We start from the raw sequence: 18,677 nt of genomic DNA, 5'->3' as shown, positions 1-18,677 counted from the left end.
TGAAGTATATATTCCTTTAAAACAGCGGCAAAGTGTCCGCTGTTTTACTATTTTAATGAAACTTTTTCACCGCTCATTCGTACTAATTACTAGCGTACAATTTTGCTGGAAGTAATAATGTTGCGCGTCGGTATAAAAAGGATTAAGATAGATTTTGTTTCAACTGGAATTATGTAATTACAATAAACTTAAGAACTACTGGAGAGGATGTATAGGATATGAGTAATTTTAAGTGGCCTAAACATTCGATATTAGCGATTGCTGTCATAGCAACATGGATAAAAACGGTTATTGTTTATCGAACGAGCTTTGATATGGACGTAGAAAATGCAATGCAGATGTTAATTTTAATTATTAACCCGCTAAGCTTTTTATTATTTTTCTACGGAATATCACTATTCTTCAAGTCACAAAAAGTAAGAAATCGTTATATCGTAGGCGGAAGTATATTATTAGCATTAGTGGTTTATGGTAATGTAGCGTTTTATCGATTTTATAATGATTTTGTAACATTGCCTGTATTATTTCAAACAAGTAATTTTGGTGAGTTAGGGACATCCGCAGCGGCAATTATTAGCTGGGTGGACTTATTATACTTTATGGATGTTTTCATTATTTTACTTGCAGTGAAATTTTTAGCAAAATCACAAGATCTGTCGCCAATTCGCAAAGATGCACGTAAAGCATACTTTGTACTAGCAGCAGCTATGCTATTTTTAAATTTAGGATTAGCAGAAACGGAGCGTCCACAGTTACTAACACGTGCATTTGACCGTGAGCTACTTGTGAAAAACATTGGTACGTATAACTATCATTTATATGATGTATATGTGCAATCAAAATCATCTGCGCAGCGTGCATTAGCAGATGGAAGTGAATTAGTCGAAGTGAACAACTACGTGCGTGCGAACCAAGCGGAACCGAACGCTGAAATGTTTGGGAAATACGCGGGGCGTAACGTCATTGTCGTGTCACTTGAATCGTTACAAACCTTCGTTATAAACAATGAGATGAATGGGGAAGTTGTCACACCATTTTTAAATGAATTAACGCAGGATAAGGATACGTATTATTTCAATGATTTTTATCATCAAACAGGGTTAGGAAAAACATCTGACTCGGAATTTATTTTTGAAAATTCATTATTTGGCTTAGGTCGCGGTGCGGTATTCTTCACACATGGTGAAAATACGTACAATTCATTTGCTGAAAAAGTGGGAGAAAATGGGTACTATTCAAACGTTATGCACGCCAACAATAAGTCATTTTGGAACCGTGATATGATTTACAACTCATTTAATTTAGACAACTTTTATGATATCGAATCATATGATGTAAACGATGAAAACTCTGTAAACTGGGGCTTAAAGGATATTCCATTCTTCGAGCAATCAGCGGCACTTATGAAAGACATGCCACAGCCGTTTTATAGTCGTTTAATCACATTAACAAACCATTATCCGTTCTATTTAGATCCAGAAGATATGATGATTAATGAATTTGATTCAAACTCAGCTACATTAAATCGTTATTTCCAAACGGTTCGCTACTTAGATGAATCGGTAAAAGAATTCTTCGATGATTTAAAAGAACAAGGGTTATATGATAATTCGATTATTGTCATGTATGGCGACCACTACGGGATTTCTGAAAACCATAATAAAGCAATGGCGCAATATTTAGGTAAAGAAGAAATTACGCCATATGACAGCGCGCTCTTACAAGCTGTGCCACTATATGTGCACATTCCGGGCTCAAATGATGGACAAGTGATGGACGATGTTTCAGGTCAATTAGATTTACGTCCAACATTATTACACTTACTGGGGATTGATACATCAAAGGATATGCAACTTGGAGCTGATCTTTTCTCTGAAGAGCATGAAGACTTCGTTATTTTCCGTGATGGTCGATTCATTACAGATAAGGTAGTCTATGCAGGCGAGGTATGCTATGACCGTGCAACAGGCGAAGAAACGGACCTAGTAAATTGTGAGCCGTATATCGAGCGTGCTACAGTTGAACTCGGTTATTCAGATCAAATTATTAATGGTGATTTACTACGTTTTTATGATGTGAAAACAGGTAATTTAATCGTTGATGAAAAATAACAAAAGCGTCTCCCATGTGGAGGCGCTTTTTGTGTTTTAGTTGTAGTGTTGTAAAACCACTGATAAAAGAAAAGACATCATTTCTCGCTTTGTGGCGTGAAATGATGTCTTTTCTAAAAATTAGTGAGCTACTGGTGGGTAGCCCTGATTAATAATCGTCATAATAACGAACCAACCAAATACACCTGCAGTCGCTGCGTTAAACACTACGGCTAAGATGTTTTTTTGTTTGATTGATTGGAATATGCCAACTACGCCAAAGATTGCGATTAAGCCAAAAATAACCATTAATAAGTTCATGAAAAAATTGACACTCCTCTCAACATTAGTTTCCAAATAATGTCGTAACAATATTCTTCTTAATTGTAAATGTTTCCTTTTCGTTTGTCGAGAACTAAAAATGACGTTTATATGAACGATTTAGTCATGGTACACTAGTAGCGGTATAAAAAATAATTTTTGAGGTGACGATCATGTATAGTGTACGCACATACTCGCTTGGCCCAGTCCAAACGAATTGTTATATTGTTAGCAATAAAAATAAAGATTGTTTAATTTTTGATCCAGGTGAAGAAGGGGCACGTTTAGTAAAAGAACTTCGTAGCAAGGGGTTAAAGCCGTTAGCGATTTTATTAACACATACCCATTTTGATCATATTGGGGCAGTTGATGCCTTGCGTGAGGTGTTTGACCTACCACTTTATGTGCATGAAAAAGAAGTGAGTTGGTTAGCAGACCCACTGAAAAATGGTTCAGGTAAATATGCAGAGCTGCCAAACTACACGGTGAACGCCCCAAGTGAGGAGCATATTCTTCGTAAAGAAGGAAGTCTGACAATAGGCGACTTTACGTTTAAAGTGGCACATACGCCAGGGCACTCTCCAGGAAGTGTCTCATTTATATTTGAAGAGGACGGTTTTGCAATTGTTGGGGATACATTATTTGAGCGTAGCGTAGGACGAACAGATTTAATCGGGGGCTCGATGGATGTGTTATTAAAATCAATTCATAACAAGTTATTAGCTTTACCTGAAGACACAATTATTTATCCAGGCCACGGTAACTATACAACACCAGCTGCCGAAATAAACCAAAATCCGTTTTTAAATGGATTTTAATGAAATAAAAAAACGACTGCAACTTGCGCAGTCGTTTTTTTATTAGTGTCCTCCACCGGGAGTGTGCATAAACGTAGTAAAATACGTGAATCCTGCGAAGAAAACAGTTAAGTAAGCTCCAAAAATGTATAGATACATGCGTTCAGACAGATTTAAGAAGCCTAATAATAAAAATAATCCTGTATTACCTATGAATAATAGCGAAACCTCGTTCATACCACCAAGGTAGAACATAACGGCGAAAATAGCTGTCCAAAATGCCATAACTTTATACATATTGCTCATGTAGAATTTCCCTCCTTTTACGTAAAATAGACTAATCTCTCATCTATTATAAGCCAATGTTCTGAACAATGTAAACTGGAACTTATGGAAGAGTTGTGACAATCGCATGTTTTTTCCATTAATTGTGAACTTCGATTGTATAGTTACAAAAATCACATTGGTGCTGCATGTTCTCAATTTGTGTAAATTCGTTGAGTTCAAACAATGCATCTACTTGTCCACGCAAATAAGATTCATGTAATTGACAAACAATCTCAGCATGATTCGTTAGTTGATCATGAAACGGGCAGTTATAAATAGAAAAATGTAATGATTTCGAATTACTGTTGCTACGCACTTCTGGGATATAGCCAATTAATTTGGCGCTGTTTGTTAATAGTGTTAGCTTGTCATCAAAAAGTAATGTGTGATGATTTTTATGACTTGCGACGAGTTTTTGCATCATTTGCCGCCCGTCTTCGTAGCTAATTATTTTTGCTTGTTCTAGCGCCTCATCTCCTAATTGGGAAATTAATTGCAAGGACCACTTTAAAAGGGAAGAAGCGTCTCGCCGTGGAAAGCTTAGATGAATGCCTTCTTGTTTAATACGATAAACGCGTCCGGGTCGCCCGCCTTTTCCTGTTTTTAAAAATTCAGCTGATATAGCACCGATTTCAGCGAGCTTTGTTAAGTGTAATCTAGCGACGTTTGAATGGATGCCAAATTCATCGGAAATTTCCTGAACGCTCACGTATTTTTTATGTTGTAACATAAACTCATAAATGGAAAAGCGTGTTTCATCTGCTAGTGTACTTGTAATTTTAATTGAATCTTGCATTTTTTCACCTCCAATCATTTCATTAAAAATGAAAGCTTGTTCTTATTTTACATGATGATCATTTGAAATTGTCAATTTACCATGAAATTTTCACATAAAAAGAAATTATTGGGATTATAATTCTCTTTTTATTGGTATTCTATTATACTTGCGTTAACTTTAAAAGAAGGGAGTGGGGGATATCGAGCAAGAATCTATACTTGAACAAAAGTGTATCAAGCTTTTACAACGAGCGATTGATTACCAGGCCTCAGATATTCATGTACTGCCAAGAAAAGACTATTATCAATTAATGTACAGGAAATACGGTTGCTTTCAAAAAGTCGAGCAAATTCCAACAGAGCTGGCGAATCGAATGATATCGTATTTTAAATTTTTATCCTCCCTAGATATTAGTGAAAAACGAAAACCTCAAAGTGGTGCCTTTCAACAAAATTTCTATGACTACGACTATTCCTTTCGAGTGTCAACCTTACCTTCAGCCTATCAAAAAGAGAGTTTAGCAATTCGTGTGCTCCGTCAAAACTATACATTGCCTATTGATGTATTATGTCACTTTTCTCAAAGTGCAGTTCAACTAAATGGTTTGTTACAACAGCAGAGTGGTCTTATTTTAGTGAGTGGTGCGACAGGGAGTGGTAAGACAACGACGTTATATTCTTTAGTCCATCATTGTGCGAGCGTGTTAAATCGCCATGTTATTTCCTTGGAAGACCCCGTTGAAAGTACGCAACCTGAAGTTTTGCAAATTCAAGTAAACGAAAAAGCTGGAATTACGTATGCTTCAGGATTAAAAGCCATCCTTCGTCACTCACCAGAGGTTATCATGATTGGGGAAATCCGTGATAAGGAAACGGCACAAATTGCGATGGAATCGGCTTTGACAGGTCATTTAGTCATTTCAACAATTCATGCAAAAGATACTGTGAACTGTTTATTTCGGTTGCATGATTTGTCCATTTCTTATGAAGAAATGCGCCAAACATTGCGTGCGGTCATTGCGCAAACATTAATCGATCATGAAGGCAGTTATAAAGCAGTATTCGAGTTGCTTCATCAAAATGAATTAACTACCGCACTTGAAGCCACGCGTAACAATTTGAATTATTCCATCCCAATTAAAGATACTCTAGCTGGGCAAATAAACAGTTTGCTGGGAGGTGCCTATGAACATACCACTATTTAAAGCTGTTGTTTGGAACAAGCCAATGTTTCAAAAGGCGGTGATTAAGGCGGCTGAATTACCTACCTTACTTGAACGGATGGCTATATTACTAAATGAAGGCTACACATTTGTCCACAGTATTGAAATGCTATTGCCCTATCACGTGAAAGACTATCTGCCCGTACAACAACAAGTGAAATCGATTTTGCATAATGGGGGCAATGTCACGCAGGTGTTTATGTATTTAGGGTTAGATAAACAATATTTAGTATCTGTTGAATTAGCCGAAGTATCGGGTCGATTAAACGAAACAATCCAATTAGTTGCAAAGCAGTTAATCTTTCAGCAAATGGCAAAATCAAAATTAATCAAAGTCTTATCGTATCCAGTGCTTTTATTCGGCTTTTTACTGTGTTTATTTCTAGCATTCCGTACGTATTTTTTGCCGAATATGTCCTCTGTATTAACCTCTCGCGTCAATGAAGCAACAACTACAAGTATTGAGTGGTCTACATTTTTTCTACACATCCCAGATATGATTGTTATTTTTTTATTCTCTGTTGCACTTTTCTTATTTTGCTTTGTGCTGTATGTGAAAAAGAAACGTGTGGATTTACAATTGACATTATTATTTCGAATCCCCTATGTAAGCTTAGTGTGGCAATTGCTACTAACACGCCAATTTTCGCGCAATCTTGGCAACTTATTGTTAGCGGGGTTATCGTTGCAGCAGGCATTTGAGCATTTAAAGCTACAACAGCATCAAAAGCAAATGGCTTATATCGCGCAGGTTTTGCAGCAACGCATCGTATTTGGCGATTCCCTTGCCCACGCTGTAAAAGCAGTCGGCTATTTTTATCCGAAATTTGAACACTTCATCGCGCACGGAGAAGCAAGTGGCCTATTAGGGAGAGAGTTAATTTTATATTGTGAATTACTAGATGAAAAGATGGAGAAGTGGATTGGGCAATTATTAGCCGTCATTCAACCGTTACTATTTATTGTCATTGCGGTATGTGTCATTGCCGCGTATTTAAGTATTTTATTACCGATGTATGACGTGATTGATTTTATTTAATGAGGTGAGCAAATGAAAAATGAAAAGGGTTTTACACTCGTAGAAATGTTAGTTGTGCTATTTATTATTTCGATTTTGATTTTAGTAACGATTCCAAACGTGTCAAAGCATTTTGCGACAATTGATGAAAAAGGCTGTGATGCCTATGTTCTGATGCTTCAAGGACAAGTTGAGGCGTACAAATTAAATAACCGAACATATCCGACCTCGGTCGATGTTTTGCTTAAAGATGGCTATATTAACGACAAAGAGCCGAAATGTCCAAATGATGAAAAGATTACAATTGTAGGTGGAGTCGTAAAAGGTCCAGTTAAAAAAGAGCCCGAGAAAACCGATGGAGAAACAACGCCTAGTGGTGAGTAAATTTGTAAGTAGCGAGCGCGGCTTTACACTGATTGAGATGCTTGTTGTCCTGGCGATATTTATGGTAATTAGCAGCTCACTGTTATATGTTACAACAGAAAAATTGACAAATTATACAAATGAACAAATTATTGACCAAACTGAAGTGCTTATTCGATTAGCGCAAGTAAAGTCAATTGAGTCAAAATCGAGATATGAAATTCAGGTAATTAATTGCCAGATGATCCGAGTAAAGCATTATGCAGATCAAGGCGAAATCTTATTTGAACAAACGTTACCAAAAGGGATGAGAATCTTCATTTCGACAAGTAATTATAGAATCTCATTTCGACCAAATGGTAACGTCAATAGTGCCGGAAGCATGTCCTATCATTTGAACGGGAAATATTATAGTTATTCGTTAAATATCGGGAAAGGGAGGTTGATTCCGAAAAATGTCGGGGAAATACCAGAAGGGACTAACACTTGTAGATACGCTGCTAGCACTCGTCATCCTATTTTTTCTAACGTCGACACTCATCCCGTTGACGGTTAATATGAAGCAGCAGGTAATAGTCAAGCAAAAACAAGCGCATGCCGCGGAAGTCGCATTTAATGGTGCCCTGAAATATAAGCGATACGGTGAAGTAAACGGACAGCAACAAATTGATGACATGTTTTATACGTGGTACTTCGCTGAGGGTACAATATGTGTTACGTATGAAATCGATGGGGTGAATAAGGAATTATGCGTTTAACAAGATCAATCAATGAGCAAGGGTTTACTTTGCTAGAAAGCTTGTTACAACTAATTGTCCTCGTTTTATTTTCCTCGATTAGCGTACTCATTATTATATGGATACGCGAAATACAGGATATCAATCAAATAAAACATGATGTCAATTGGGAGTTATTTGTCTATGACATGCAGCAATACAATCAAAATTCGCTTTCAGGAGCCGTTATAACGTCTGGAAGGCTGGCATTTAAACCAATAGGTGATGAGGAAAATCGAACGTTCTTTTTTGAACTTCCAACTGAACATATACGAAAGCGTTCAAATTTAGGAGGGAATGAAACAATGCTTCCTTTTGCAAAACAATTGCAATACGAGCAGCTAGGTAATGAAATTATCATGAAAGTAGTGACAGCGGATGGGAAACTACGTGAAAGAATTCTTGTATTGCCGTTACCTGAATAATGAACGGGGAATCCTGTTTTTAATGGCCATATTTTTATTATTTATTGTTACAGGAGCTGTTTTATATTATATAAATGCATATTTAAGCCAATTAAAAATCTATAATGGATTGGAATCTATTTACGTTCGTGCTACGATAAACATACTAAGTAGTGAGTAAAAGGTTTGAGCAGTTCGTAACTAGAAGAAGGTGATTGGCATGCGAAAAATATATTTAGTTGGATTTATGGGATGCGGAAAAAGTGCAATCGGTAGACGTTTAAGTTATTACTTAAAAATGCCGTACTATGATATGGACCATGAAATCGTTCGACAACAGGGAATGACGATTCCAGAAATCTTTGAAAAGTACGGGGAAACGCGTTTCCGTGAAATTGAAACAGAATTTTTACAAAGGTTTCGGAATGAAGCATGCATTATAGCCACGGGTGGCGGTGTAGCAATCAGCGAGAAAAATCGAAAAATCATGCGCCGTACAGGGCTTGTGTTTTTCTTGGATGCAAAGTTTGACGATATCTACATGCGTATCCGCAACGATAAAAATCGTCCAATTGTTCAAAATTCTACCGAACAAGAATTAGAGCAACTGTACAATAACAGACGTAAATTTTATCGTGAAGCAGGCCATATCCAAGTGTTAACAGCTGGCCGTACATTACGTCAAATTGTCGAATACATTGCATTCCAGGTAAATCGTCTTAAATGCGAATAAAATGCGCATAATATCGATAATTATTCGTGTTTGAAGTTAATTTAAAAAATGTTTGCGTTTTTATGGCATTCAATGTTAGGATATTGCTAAGAGTAATCTTACCAATTTAACAAATTAAAGCTAACGCGGATGATGGTGCGGGGAGAGAACGTGATGTCACGTCGCCGAAGGAGCAAATAGCAAGGGCTATGAATCTCTCAGGCAAAAAGACTCGTATTGGACGCAACTCTGGAGAGCGCTGTATTAGTACAAGACAGCCACCCACGGGGAAAGCCTATTATGTGATCGAATATCAATAATAGGTGTAACTTTCAGGTGCAAGGACAGAGAATCTCGGTAACGGGATTCGTCTGTCCTTTTTTGTGGGATTTAAAATCTGAATTGTTACAAAACTTACATATGAATAAGGAGGACTTGAACATGACAAACGAATTAAAACGAACACCCCTTTTTGATGAATACGCAAAATACGGTGGCAAAACAATTGATTTTGGTGGCTGGGAGTTACCGGTTCAATTTTCATCGATTAAAGATGAGCATGATGCTGTTCGTAATCGCGCAGGCCTTTTTGATGTATCGCATATGGGCGAAATTTTTGTAGAAGGTACAGATGCGCTTAATTACCTACAAAAAATGTTATCAAATGATATTTCAAAAATCGCTATTGGCGGTGCACAGTATAGTGCCCTGTGCTATGAAACTGGTGGAGTTGTAGACGATTTACTAACATATCGTTTAGAAGAAAACCGCTATTTACTTTGTGTCAACGCAGCGAATATCGAAAAAGATTTCGAGTGGCTACAAAAGCATGTAGAAGGCAATGTTACCTTAACAAATGCATCAGCTGACTATGCCCAAATCGCATTGCAGGGTCCTTTATCTGAAGAAGTACTACAAACGTTAACAGAAACAGATTTAACAACAATTAAATATTTCAAATTCCAAGATAACGTAGTCATTGGTGGTCATTCAGTGCTTGTATCTCGCTCTGGTTATACAGGTGAAGACGGCTTTGAGCTTTACGGTACACCGTCAGCAATTGCTGAACTTTGGAATCAAATTTTAGAAGCGGGTAAAGACAAAGGTGTTGTCGCAGCAGGTCTTGGTGCGCGTGATACACTTCGCTTTGAAGCATGCTTACCATTATATGGTCAAGAATTATCAAAAGATATTACACCACTTGAAGCTGGTATTGGCTTTGCGGTGAAATTAGCGAAAGATCCACAATTTATCGGGCAGCAAGCCTTAATCGAATTAAAAGAAAAGGGCTTACCACGTAAATCTGTTGGTATTGAAATGATTGACAAAGGGATTCCTCGTCATGACTATAAAGTGTTCAAAGACGGTACACAAATTGGACTCGTAACAACAGGTACACAATCACCAATGACGAAGCGTAACATCGGTTTAGCTTTAATTGACGCAACATTCGCGGAAGTCGGAATTGAAGTAGAAGTTGAAATTCGCGGAAAGCTCGCAAAAGCTGTAATCGTTGAAAAACCATTTTATAAACGTAGTTAGAAAACATTGAAAAGTTATATTTTCATATCCACCAAATAAAACTTTTGAAAAGAGGGTTATGTAATGAAACATCGTTATTTACCAATGACAGAACTTGATCAACAAGAAATGTTAGCAACGATTGGCGTTGCTACAATTGATGAGCTTTTCGCAGACATTCCTGAAAAAGTACGCTTTAAAGGCGAGTATAAGATTAAACCAGCAAAATCAGAAGCAGCTTTAATGAAAGAATTAGCACAATTAGCAGCAAAAAATAAAGATACAGCAACAAACGTATCATTTTTAGGTGCAGGAGTTTACAACCACTACAAGCCAGTAATTGTAGACCACGTGATTTCTCGTTCTGAGTTTTACACAGCGTATACACCATACCAACCTGAGATTTCTCAAGGAGAATTGCAGGCAATTTTCGAATTCCAAACAATGATTGCTGAGCTAACAGGCATGGATTTAGCAAACTCTTCTATGTATGATGGCGGTACATCACTTGCAGAAGCGGGAATGCTAGCAGCAGGTCATACGCGTCGTAAAAAGCTTCTTGTATCTGGTGCTGTACACCCAGAATATAAAGACGTAGTAACAACGTATGCATACGGTCAATCAATCGAAGTCATTACGATCCCAACAAAAGACGGTGTAACAGACATCGAAGCGTTAAAAGGCTTAGTTGACGATCAAACAGCGGGCGTTATCGTGCAATATCCAAACTTCTTTGGTCAAATTGAAAACTTACAGCCACTTGCGGATATTACACATGATGCAAAAGGGTTATTCATTGTATCGGCTAACCCATTAGCACTTGGTGTCTTAACACCTCCAGGTAAATTAGGTGCCGACATTACAGTTGGTGATGCACAAGTATTTGGTATCGCAGAGGCATTCGGTGGTCCTCACTGTGGTTTCTTCGCTGTAACAAACAAATTAATGCGTAAAGTACCAGGTCGTTTAGTTGGTGAAACAGTGGACCAAGATGGCCGTCGTGGGTACGTATTAACATTACAAGCACGTGAGCAACATATCCGTCGTGATAAAGCGACTTCTAACATCTGTTCAAACCAAGCGTTACTTGCATTAGCAGCTTCTGTTGCCATGACAGCACTTGGCAAACAAGGCATGCAAGAAATGGCAAAACAAAACATCGTAAAAACACGTTATGCGAAAAATGCATTTGAAGCAGCAGGTTTTGAAGTTGTTTACCAAGGTGCACACTTCAACGAAATCGTTGTGAAAACAAGTGCTAACGTTACTGAAATGAACAAAGCGTTAATCGAAAAAGAGATTATCGGTGGTTTTGATTTAGGTCGAGTGCACCCAGAATTAGCAAACCATGCGTTAATCGCAGTTACTGAAGTTCGTACAAAAGAAGAAATTGATGCACTAGTTGCGGAGATGGGGGCTTACAATGCTTAACGAAAACCAGACACTTATTTTTGAAATTACAAAACCAGGTCGCGTTGGCTATAATTTAGAACCGTTAGATGTACCTGATTTCGATCTTACAGAACTTTTACCTGCTGAATTAGTACGTTCGGAAGCAGCCGAACTACCAGAAGTATCAGAACTAGATATTATGCGTCACTATACAGCACTTTCTCGCCGTAACCACGGTGTAGACTCAGGCTTCTATCCACTTGGTTCTTGTACGATGAAGTACAATCCAAAAATCAATGAATCGGTTGCACGTTTCTCAGGCTTTGCTAATATCCACCCATTACAAGATGAGTCTACAGCTCAAGGTGCAATGGAATTACTATATGACCTACAAACATCTCTACAAGAAATTACAGGGATGGATGAAGTAACGCTACAACCCGCAGCAGGTGCACACGGTGAGTGGACAGCACTGATGATGATTCGTGCATTCCACGAAGCAAATGGCGAAGGCCACCGTAACAAAGTCATCGTTCCTGACTCAGCGCACGGTACAAACCCAGCTTCTGCTACAGTTGCAGGTTTTGAAACAATTACTATTAAATCAAATGAAGACGGCTTAGTAGACTTAGATGATTTACGCCGTGTTGTAGGTCCTGACACAGCAGCATTAATGTTAACAAACCCGAACACACTTGGTTTATTTGAAGAAAATATTTTAGAAATGGCTGAAATCGTTCACGGTGTCGGCGGTAAAGTTTATTATGATGGCGCTAACTTAAATGCCGTAATGAGTAAGGCACGTCCTGGCGATATGGGCTTTGACTGCGTACACTTAAACTTACACAAAACATTCACAGGTCCACACGGTGGCGGTGGCCCAGGTTCAGGTCCAGTAGGGGTGAAAGCAGATTTAATTCCATTCTTACCAAAACCAGTACTCGTGAAATTAGAAGACGGTACATTCCACTTTGATTACAACCGTCCACAAACAATTGGTCGCGTGAAGCCTTACTACGGCAACTTCGGTATCAACGTTCGTGCATACACATACATCCGTTCAATGGGTCCAGACGGATTAAAAGCGGTAACAGAATATGCGGTATTAAATGCCAACTACATGATGCGTCGTTTAGAAGAGCACTTTGATTTACCATACAACCGTCACTGTAAGCATGAATTCGTCTTATCAGGTCGTCGTCAGAAAAAACTTGGCGTACGTACGCTTGACATTGCAAAACGCCTGTTAGACTTTGGCTATCACCCACCAACAGTTTACTTCCCACTGAACGTGGAAGAAGGCATCATGATTGAGCCAACTGAAACAGAATCTAAAGAAACATTAGATGCATTCTGTGATGCAATGATTCAAATTGCACAAGAAACAATCGACAATCCAGCATTAGTACAAGAAGCACCTCATACAACTGTGGTAAATCGTTTAGATGAGACACGTGCGGCACGTACACCGATTTTACGTTATACAAAAGCTGAAACTGTACAAGTTTAATTGGAAATTAAAGAGTCAGAGTGTTTCTTCTGACTCTTTTTTCTTTGCGGAGGTTAGACTTCTAACAATTTGGATATATAATAGTAGAAACTCATAATTAGCCATAGAAAAAAGCTCTCTACATGCTAGAGAGCTTTTATAAATTAGTTTTTAGATTTTACTTTACCCGTCCAAGTTTTAAAGCCGCCTTGTAATTGGGAAATTTGTGTATAACCTTTTTTCTTTAATGTTAGCGCTGCACGTGCGCTACGACCAGAGTTTTGACAGTATAGGTATACTGGTAGGTCTGGACGGATTTCCTTATGACGTGTGTTTAACTGCGTCATTGGGATGTTACGCGCGCCTAGAATATGGCCCGCTTCGAATTCTTTTGGTTCACGTAAGTCGATTAATTGCGCTTTACGATAGCCTTCGATAAATTGCTCTTGTGTTAAATTGGTTACCGCTTTTTTTAAGCGCATTGAGTTGATCACGATATACGCGACGATTACTACTAGGATAACGAGAATTGTGTATAAAATTGTCACAGTGTTGTTGCCCCTTTCTTTCTGTACTTTCTATTATAAGAGAAGAACTAGAGTTAGTCGAGTCAGTTTGTTAAAATGAATAGTTGGAGGCGAGGAAATTTTGAAAGAACAATGGTATTTTATCAATTCAGGTCCAAAAACCGGAGCTTATAATATGGCATTAGATGAAGCGTTGTTAGATTGGCATAGTGCAGGGGAAATTCCGCCAGTTATTCGTTTTTATGAGTGGGATCCTGCAACATTATCAATCGGCTATTTCCAGCAAGTACATAAGGATATTAATTTAGAAAATGTGTTAAAAAATCAGTTAGGTTTTGTGCGTCGTCCTACCGGTGGACGCGCGGTTTTACACGATCAAGAGTTAACGTACTCGGTCATCGTAACGGAAAGCTACCCTGATATGCCTCAAACGGTGACAGAAGCATACCGCGTCATTAGTGAGGGGATTTTACTAGGATTCCAAAAGCTTGGCTTAGAGGCGTATTTTAGCGTGCCTGAGACAAAGCAGCAATTAGATGATTTGAAAAAACCCAAAAGCGCAGTTTGCTTTGATGCACCAAGCTGGTACGAGCTTGTTGTCGAAGGGAAGAAGGTGGCAGGCAGTGCACAAACGCGTCAAAAGGGTGTTATTTTACAACATGGTGCGATATTACTTGATTTAGATGAAGAGCTATTACTTTCAGTATTTAACTTTGAATCAGATGAAGCGAAAGAGCGTATGCGTAAGAAACTACCAGAAAAAGCGGTAGCAATGAATCAATTTGTGGACACACCCTTTTCAATGGAACAATGTGTCGAGGCCTTTTCAAATGGTTTTAAAGAAGCGCTTGCTATTGAACTCGTTCCATATGAATTAACTGAAAATCAAGAACAATATGTTGAACAATTAATGAAAACTAAATATGGGACAGACGAATGGAATTATAAAAAGTAAAACGAACGTGTGTTTTATTTTTTGTAAAAAAAAATTTGTGTCTCGAAACGTTGATATACGTGCGATTGCCGAAATTTAAAAAAAATCAAGCCCTTGTATGAAAATAAAATCTGTTGTAATCTTTTTTAAGTAAATAAAATCATCCCCACATATAGAATAGTTAAAAAGAATCAAACACAATATATAGTGTTTGATTCTCGTTTTTGTTGGGAACTTTAAAATTATTAAATCGTTCAAAAGGGGGCTTATCTGGTGGTAAGTGTTGTTAAACAATCTATCCCAGTCAATCAATTAAATCAAGATATCGAACAATTTCCGCAAGTGCATCCGATTACTTCGGATATGCACATTACGCATAAAGGTGTTTCTCGTCTTGTCATGATTGACCGTTATTCTTTTAAAGATACGGAAAAGAAAACATTAAAAGCAGGAGATTTTGTTGTCTTAACGGTCAAACAAGATCCGAAATTCCCAGCACGTGGTCTAGGAATTATTCAATCGATTAATCACGAAAAAAAATCAGCGAAGATTCTAATAGAAGAAGATTACCGCCATGTGTTAGATGGTGATGGGCAAACGACAGGGGTAATTGAACGTTCGTTAGATATTATCGAAAAGCCGCTTGAAATTTATTATGAGCAAATTGCTAAGCGTAACGCAACAGGCTTAGCGGCTGTTGAAAAAACAGAAGAAAAACGCCAAGAATGGTTTGAGAAGTTTTATGAGCAGTTAGTCGCGTTAAACTTCATTCCTGCAGGCCGTGTTATATACGGCGCGGGTTCGGAAACGGAAGTAACGTTCTTTAACTGTTACGTTATGCCATTTGTAGCAGATTCACGCGAAGGCATTAGTGATCACCGTAAGCAAGTTATGGAAATCATGAGTCGCGGTGGTGGTGTTGGTACGAACGGTTCAACGCTTCGTCCACGTAACACATTAGCGCGCGGTGTTAATGGTAAATCAAGTGGTTCAGTAAGCTGGCTTGATGATATTGCAAAGCTGACACATCTTGTGGAACAGGGCGGGAGTCGTCGCGGGGCACAAATGATTATGTTAGCTGACTGGCACCCAGATATCGTGGAATTCATTATTTCAAAAATGCAAAATCCACGTATTTTACGTTATTTAATTGAAAATACAAATGATGAATCAATCATTCGTTTAGCGAAAGAAAAATTAAAATTCAAGCCTTTATCGCAACAAGAAGACGCGATGTATCAAGGGATTGTTAACTTTAAAAATATTGAAGGCTTAGGTGGCTTTAGTGAAGCGATTATTCGCGACGCGGAAACAAAGCTTCGTGATGGTGGGACGTATTCAGTACACAACCCAGATTTCTTAACGGGCGCGAATATTTCAGTTACGCTGACAAAAGAATTTATGGATGCGATAGAGCAGGATGCAGACTTCCCGTTACGCTTCCCAGATGTAGCGAATTACACACCAGCTCAGATGATTGACTATAACGAAAAATGGCATGAAGTGGGCGATGTTCGTGAGTGGGAAAAGCTTGGCTACCCAGTTCGCACATACCGCACCATTAAAGCGAAAGAGTTATGGAACTTAATTAACGTCTGCGCAACCTATGCAGCAGAACCAGGAATTTTCTTCATTGATAACGCCAACGACATGACAAACGCCAAAGCTTATGGTCAACAAGTTGTTGCGACGAATCCATGTGGGGAACAACCCCTAGCACCATATTCAGTTTGTAACTTAGCTGCGGTAAACTTAGCGAAGTTTGCAAACAAAGAAACAAAAACAGTGGATTACGACGCATTACGTGAGACGGTGAAAGTCGGCGTGCGTATGCAAGATAACGTAATCGACGCAACACCTTACTTCTTAGAAGATAATAAAAAGCAAGCACTTGGCGAACGTCGTGTTGGTCTAGGTGTAATGGGCTTAGCCGATCTTTTAATCTATTGTGAAAAAGAGTATGGTTCGGATGAAGGTAATGAGCTAGTTGATGAGATTTTCAAAACGATTGCAACAGCAGCGTATGAACAATCTATTGAGCTTGCTGAAGAGCGCGGAAGTTTCCCATTCATTGAAGGTGAAACAGAGGCAGAAACAGCACGTTTACGTGAAGCGTTTATTAATACAGGCTTTATGAAAAAAATGCCACAGCACATTCGCGAGGGCGTTCTTGCAAATGGTATTCGTAACTCACACTTATTAACGGTTGCTCCCACGGGATCTACAGGTACGATGGTCGGAGTTGCAACAGGACTTGAGCCATACTTCAGCTTTACCTACTACCGTTCAGGTCGTTTAGGTAAGTTTATTGAAGTAAAGGCAGAGATCGTAAAAGAATATTTAGATGCAAACCCAGGCGTGGATGAGCAAAACTTACCAAGCTGGTTCAAATCATCAATGGAGCTTTCAGCAGAGGCACATGCCGATGTGCAATGCATCATCCAAAACTGGATCGATTCATCGATTTCAAAAACAGTAAACGCACCAAAAGGTTACGGTGTGGAGCAAGTGCAAAAAGTGTACGAGCGTCTTTACAATGGTGGCGCGAAAGGCGGAACGGTATACGTAGACGGCTCTCGTGATACACAAGTATTAACATTAAAAGCAGAAGAATCAAATTCTTCGGATGAGCAATTAGAATTTGAAGAATTAAAGCAAACTGAGGAACAAGTGAAGCGTCAAGTCGTGTTGGTAGATACAATTAAGCCGCTAACAGATACAGACGTAACAATTGGTTCAGAGGTCGGCAATACATGCCCAGTCTGTCGTCAAGGGACAGTAGAAGAAATGGGTGGCTGTAACACATGTACAAACTGTGGCGCACAGCTAAAATGTGGCCTGTAAGCTAGCAACTTGTCGTTGCTTATAAAATAGAAAAACCGAAATTTCCTATCTTTTAAAAGAAGGAAATTTCGGTTTTTGTCGTTTTCGTAGTTATCGGCGCTCACATATGAAAACGGTTCGTGGCATGATGAACTAAAGGCCAAGCGCGTATGTCGATCTTTTTGGCAAAGTGTAAGATTGGAACATCACTCTCAACCGTAATCCCTTGTTTAGCTAATATGGAATTGGTTGAAAACTCTGCTTCTGCCTCTTGCAAAACCCAAGGCTCATGCAAAATATCACAGCGTAGGGGAACGCCTGACGAATTTAACGTGTAGAAGCAGTATCGCTCGACCAACCATTCCTCAAAAGAGCCTTTCGCTGCTTGAAATGGCTGTGAAGTGGGGCGGTAGCTGCAGGCTAATTTTATCGTTCGATCTTGTCTTCTCTTACTTGTAAATTTAATGTTTTGCCCTTTGTTTTGAATCTCCATATCCGCATACCAATAGGGTAAGTGATAGCCAGTTTTCGCTCCTTTAACAGCTAGCCAATTCGCAGCTTCCAAGCTAAAAAAATACACGCCAGGCTTTCCATCGAGTGTTACGTAGGTCCTAACATTGAGTTCGGGAAATTCACTTGTTCCTGGGATAGGCGGCAATCCGCGCAGGCTAACCCCCGACATACGAAATGGCACAACGCCAACCCAACACACCCCATTATAGGAATCTAGAGGCAGTACATCAGGCACAAGTTTACGTAATACCTCATATTGAACTGGATAATGCGCAAATAACAGATCGCTCCAAGTTTGTTTCATCGTCCAAGGTAAATTCGGGACAGGCCAAGGACGATGACGATCATCCCACTTATTTTTTTCAGTGTTTCCCATAGTCAGTCACTTCCTTGGAGTAATTATACAACATTTGGAACGTGAAACAAAACTTGTCATGGCGAAAATTGCGACATTGTAAAGAATCCAAGGCTTTGTAAATCAAATGTAAACAAACTTTTCGGAAAATTTATACTAAAAATGAGAAATTCCCAATTCAATAAGAATTGCGCTATGTTTTGCTCAATATTTCATCATATTTATGAATCAACTTTCTGAAATATGACAAAATAAACATCAAATTTCGCGTCGTATTTACAAAAATACGCTAAATTTTAACAAAAAGACAATTTT

Annotated in this window: 19 protein-coding genes and 1 riboswitch; of the genes, 14 read left to right on the top strand and 5 right to left on the bottom strand. The window is 38.7% G+C overall.

The genetic code is table 11. The features are described 5' to 3' along the window. The first annotated feature begins 218 nt into the window (after positions 1-218). On the top strand, positions 219-2,111 hold the full coding sequence (locus tag NSQ62_RS13560; protein ID WP_341320667.1) for an LTA synthase family protein: 1,893 nt from the start codon (positions 219-221) through the stop codon (positions 2,109-2,111). Between the two features lie 120 nt (positions 2,112-2,231). Here the strand turns inward: NSQ62_RS13560 and NSQ62_RS13555 are convergent, their stop codons facing one another. Further along, on the bottom strand, positions 2,232-2,411 hold the full coding sequence (locus NSQ62_RS13555; protein ID WP_341320666.1) for a DUF2759 domain-containing protein: 180 nt from the start codon (positions 2,409-2,411) through the stop codon (positions 2,232-2,234). A 173-nt stretch (positions 2,412-2,584) separates the two neighbouring features. Here NSQ62_RS13555 and NSQ62_RS13550 point away from each other — a divergent pair, with 173 nt between their 5' ends. Further along, positions 2,585-3,229: an MBL fold metallo-hydrolase gene (locus tag NSQ62_RS13550; protein WP_341320665.1), complete on the top strand. Its 645-nt coding sequence runs from the start codon at positions 2,585-2,587 to the stop codon at positions 3,227-3,229. A gap of 42 nt (positions 3,230-3,271) precedes the next feature. On the opposite strand, the gene NSQ62_RS13545 is transcribed toward NSQ62_RS13550, so the two are convergent. Together NSQ62_RS13545 and NSQ62_RS13540 are read right to left on the bottom strand one after the other, a co-directional pair. After that, positions 3,272-3,514, bottom strand: coding sequence for a DUF2626 family protein (locus NSQ62_RS13545; protein ID WP_241368793.1), 243 nt, complete (start codon positions 3,512-3,514; stop codon positions 3,272-3,274). A gap of 118 nt (positions 3,515-3,632) precedes the next feature. Next, entirely contained in the window at positions 3,633-4,331 is a 699-nt protein-coding gene (locus NSQ62_RS13540) for a helix-turn-helix domain-containing protein (protein ID WP_341320664.1), read from the bottom strand. Positions 4,332-4,503: 172 nt separating this feature from the next. On the opposite strand from NSQ62_RS13540, the gene comGA reads away from it, so the two are divergent. The 10 genes from comGA (at position 4,504) to gcvPB (ending at position 13,231) form a co-directional block, all read left to right on the top strand. Next, positions 4,504-5,517: a competence type IV pilus ATPase ComGA gene (gene comGA, locus NSQ62_RS13535; protein ID WP_341320663.1), complete on the top strand. Its 1,014-nt coding sequence runs from the start codon at positions 4,504-4,506 to the stop codon at positions 5,515-5,517. Further along, positions 5,498-6,574, top strand: coding sequence for a competence type IV pilus assembly protein ComGB (comGB, locus tag NSQ62_RS13530; protein ID WP_341320662.1), 1,077 nt, complete (start codon positions 5,498-5,500; stop codon positions 6,572-6,574). Before comGA ends, comGB begins: the two co-directional genes overlap by 20 nt. A gap of 12 nt (positions 6,575-6,586) precedes the next feature. Then, positions 6,587-6,937: a competence type IV pilus major pilin ComGC gene (gene comGC, locus NSQ62_RS13525; protein WP_341320661.1), complete on the top strand. Its 351-nt coding sequence runs from the start codon at positions 6,587-6,589 to the stop codon at positions 6,935-6,937. Beyond that, a complete protein-coding gene (gene comGD / locus NSQ62_RS13520; protein WP_341320660.1) occupies positions 6,909-7,472 on the top strand; it encodes a competence type IV pilus minor pilin ComGD in 564 nt (187 codons plus the stop codon). The genes comGC and comGD overlap by 29 nt, the downstream gene beginning before the upstream one ends. A 1-nt stretch (position 7,473) precedes the next feature. Continuing rightward, entirely contained in the window at positions 7,474-7,674 is a 201-nt protein-coding gene (locus tag NSQ62_RS13515) for a hypothetical protein (RefSeq protein ID WP_341320659.1), read from the top strand. Beyond that, positions 7,665-8,117 (top strand): competence type IV pilus minor pilin ComGF, encoded by a 453-nt coding sequence (gene comGF / locus NSQ62_RS13510; RefSeq protein ID WP_341320658.1) that lies wholly within the window; start codon positions 7,665-7,667, stop codon positions 8,115-8,117. Before NSQ62_RS13515 ends, comGF begins: the two co-directional genes overlap by 10 nt. A gap of 199 nt (positions 8,118-8,316) precedes the next feature. Beyond that, entirely contained in the window at positions 8,317-8,829 is a 513-nt protein-coding gene (locus NSQ62_RS13505) for a shikimate kinase (protein WP_341320657.1), read from the top strand. Positions 8,830-8,958: 129 nt separating this feature from the next. Further along, a riboswitch (glycine riboswitch) is annotated at positions 8,959-9,052 on the top strand. A 197-nt stretch (positions 9,053-9,249) separates the two neighbouring features. Then, entirely contained in the window at positions 9,250-10,350 is a 1,101-nt protein-coding gene (gene gcvT, locus NSQ62_RS13500) for a glycine cleavage system aminomethyltransferase GcvT (protein WP_341320656.1), read from the top strand. Between the two features lie 63 nt (positions 10,351-10,413). After that, positions 10,414-11,760, top strand: a complete 1,347-nt coding sequence (gene gcvPA, locus NSQ62_RS13495) for an aminomethyl-transferring glycine dehydrogenase subunit GcvPA (protein WP_341320655.1) — start codon at positions 10,414-10,416, stop codon at positions 11,758-11,760. Next, positions 11,753-13,231, top strand: a complete 1,479-nt coding sequence (gene gcvPB, locus NSQ62_RS13490) for an aminomethyl-transferring glycine dehydrogenase subunit GcvPB (RefSeq protein WP_341320654.1) — start codon at positions 11,753-11,755, stop codon at positions 13,229-13,231. The genes gcvPA and gcvPB overlap by 8 nt, the downstream gene beginning before the upstream one ends. A gap of 143 nt (positions 13,232-13,374) precedes the next feature. Here gcvPB and NSQ62_RS13485 read toward each other — a convergent pair whose 3' ends face one another. Then, positions 13,375-13,758 (bottom strand): rhodanese-like domain-containing protein, encoded by a 384-nt coding sequence (locus NSQ62_RS13485; RefSeq protein ID WP_341320653.1) that lies wholly within the window; start codon positions 13,756-13,758, stop codon positions 13,375-13,377. A gap of 154 nt (positions 13,759-13,912) precedes the next feature. Between NSQ62_RS13485 and NSQ62_RS13480 the strand changes: the two genes are divergently transcribed. Continuing rightward, positions 13,913-14,692: a biotin/lipoate A/B protein ligase family protein gene (locus tag NSQ62_RS13480; protein WP_341323939.1), complete on the top strand. Its 780-nt coding sequence runs from the start codon at positions 13,913-13,915 to the stop codon at positions 14,690-14,692. A 252-nt stretch (positions 14,693-14,944) separates the two neighbouring features. Next, positions 14,945-17,515: a vitamin B12-dependent ribonucleotide reductase gene (locus NSQ62_RS13475; protein WP_341320652.1), complete on the top strand. Its 2,571-nt coding sequence runs from the start codon at positions 14,945-14,947 to the stop codon at positions 17,513-17,515. A gap of 100 nt (positions 17,516-17,615) precedes the next feature. On the opposite strand, the gene NSQ62_RS13470 is transcribed toward NSQ62_RS13475, so the two are convergent. Next, positions 17,616-18,383: a DUF2071 domain-containing protein gene (locus NSQ62_RS13470; protein ID WP_341320651.1), complete on the bottom strand. Its 768-nt coding sequence runs from the start codon at positions 18,381-18,383 to the stop codon at positions 17,616-17,618. Positions 18,384-18,677: the final 294 nt, after the last annotated feature.

The organism is Solibacillus sp. FSL H8-0523, from assembly GCF_038051985.1.
Lineage (GTDB): Bacteria > Bacillota > Bacilli > Bacillales_A > Planococcaceae > Solibacillus.
Note: the sequence above shows the minus strand (reverse complement) of the source record. Positions and strands in the feature narration are given on the sequence as shown.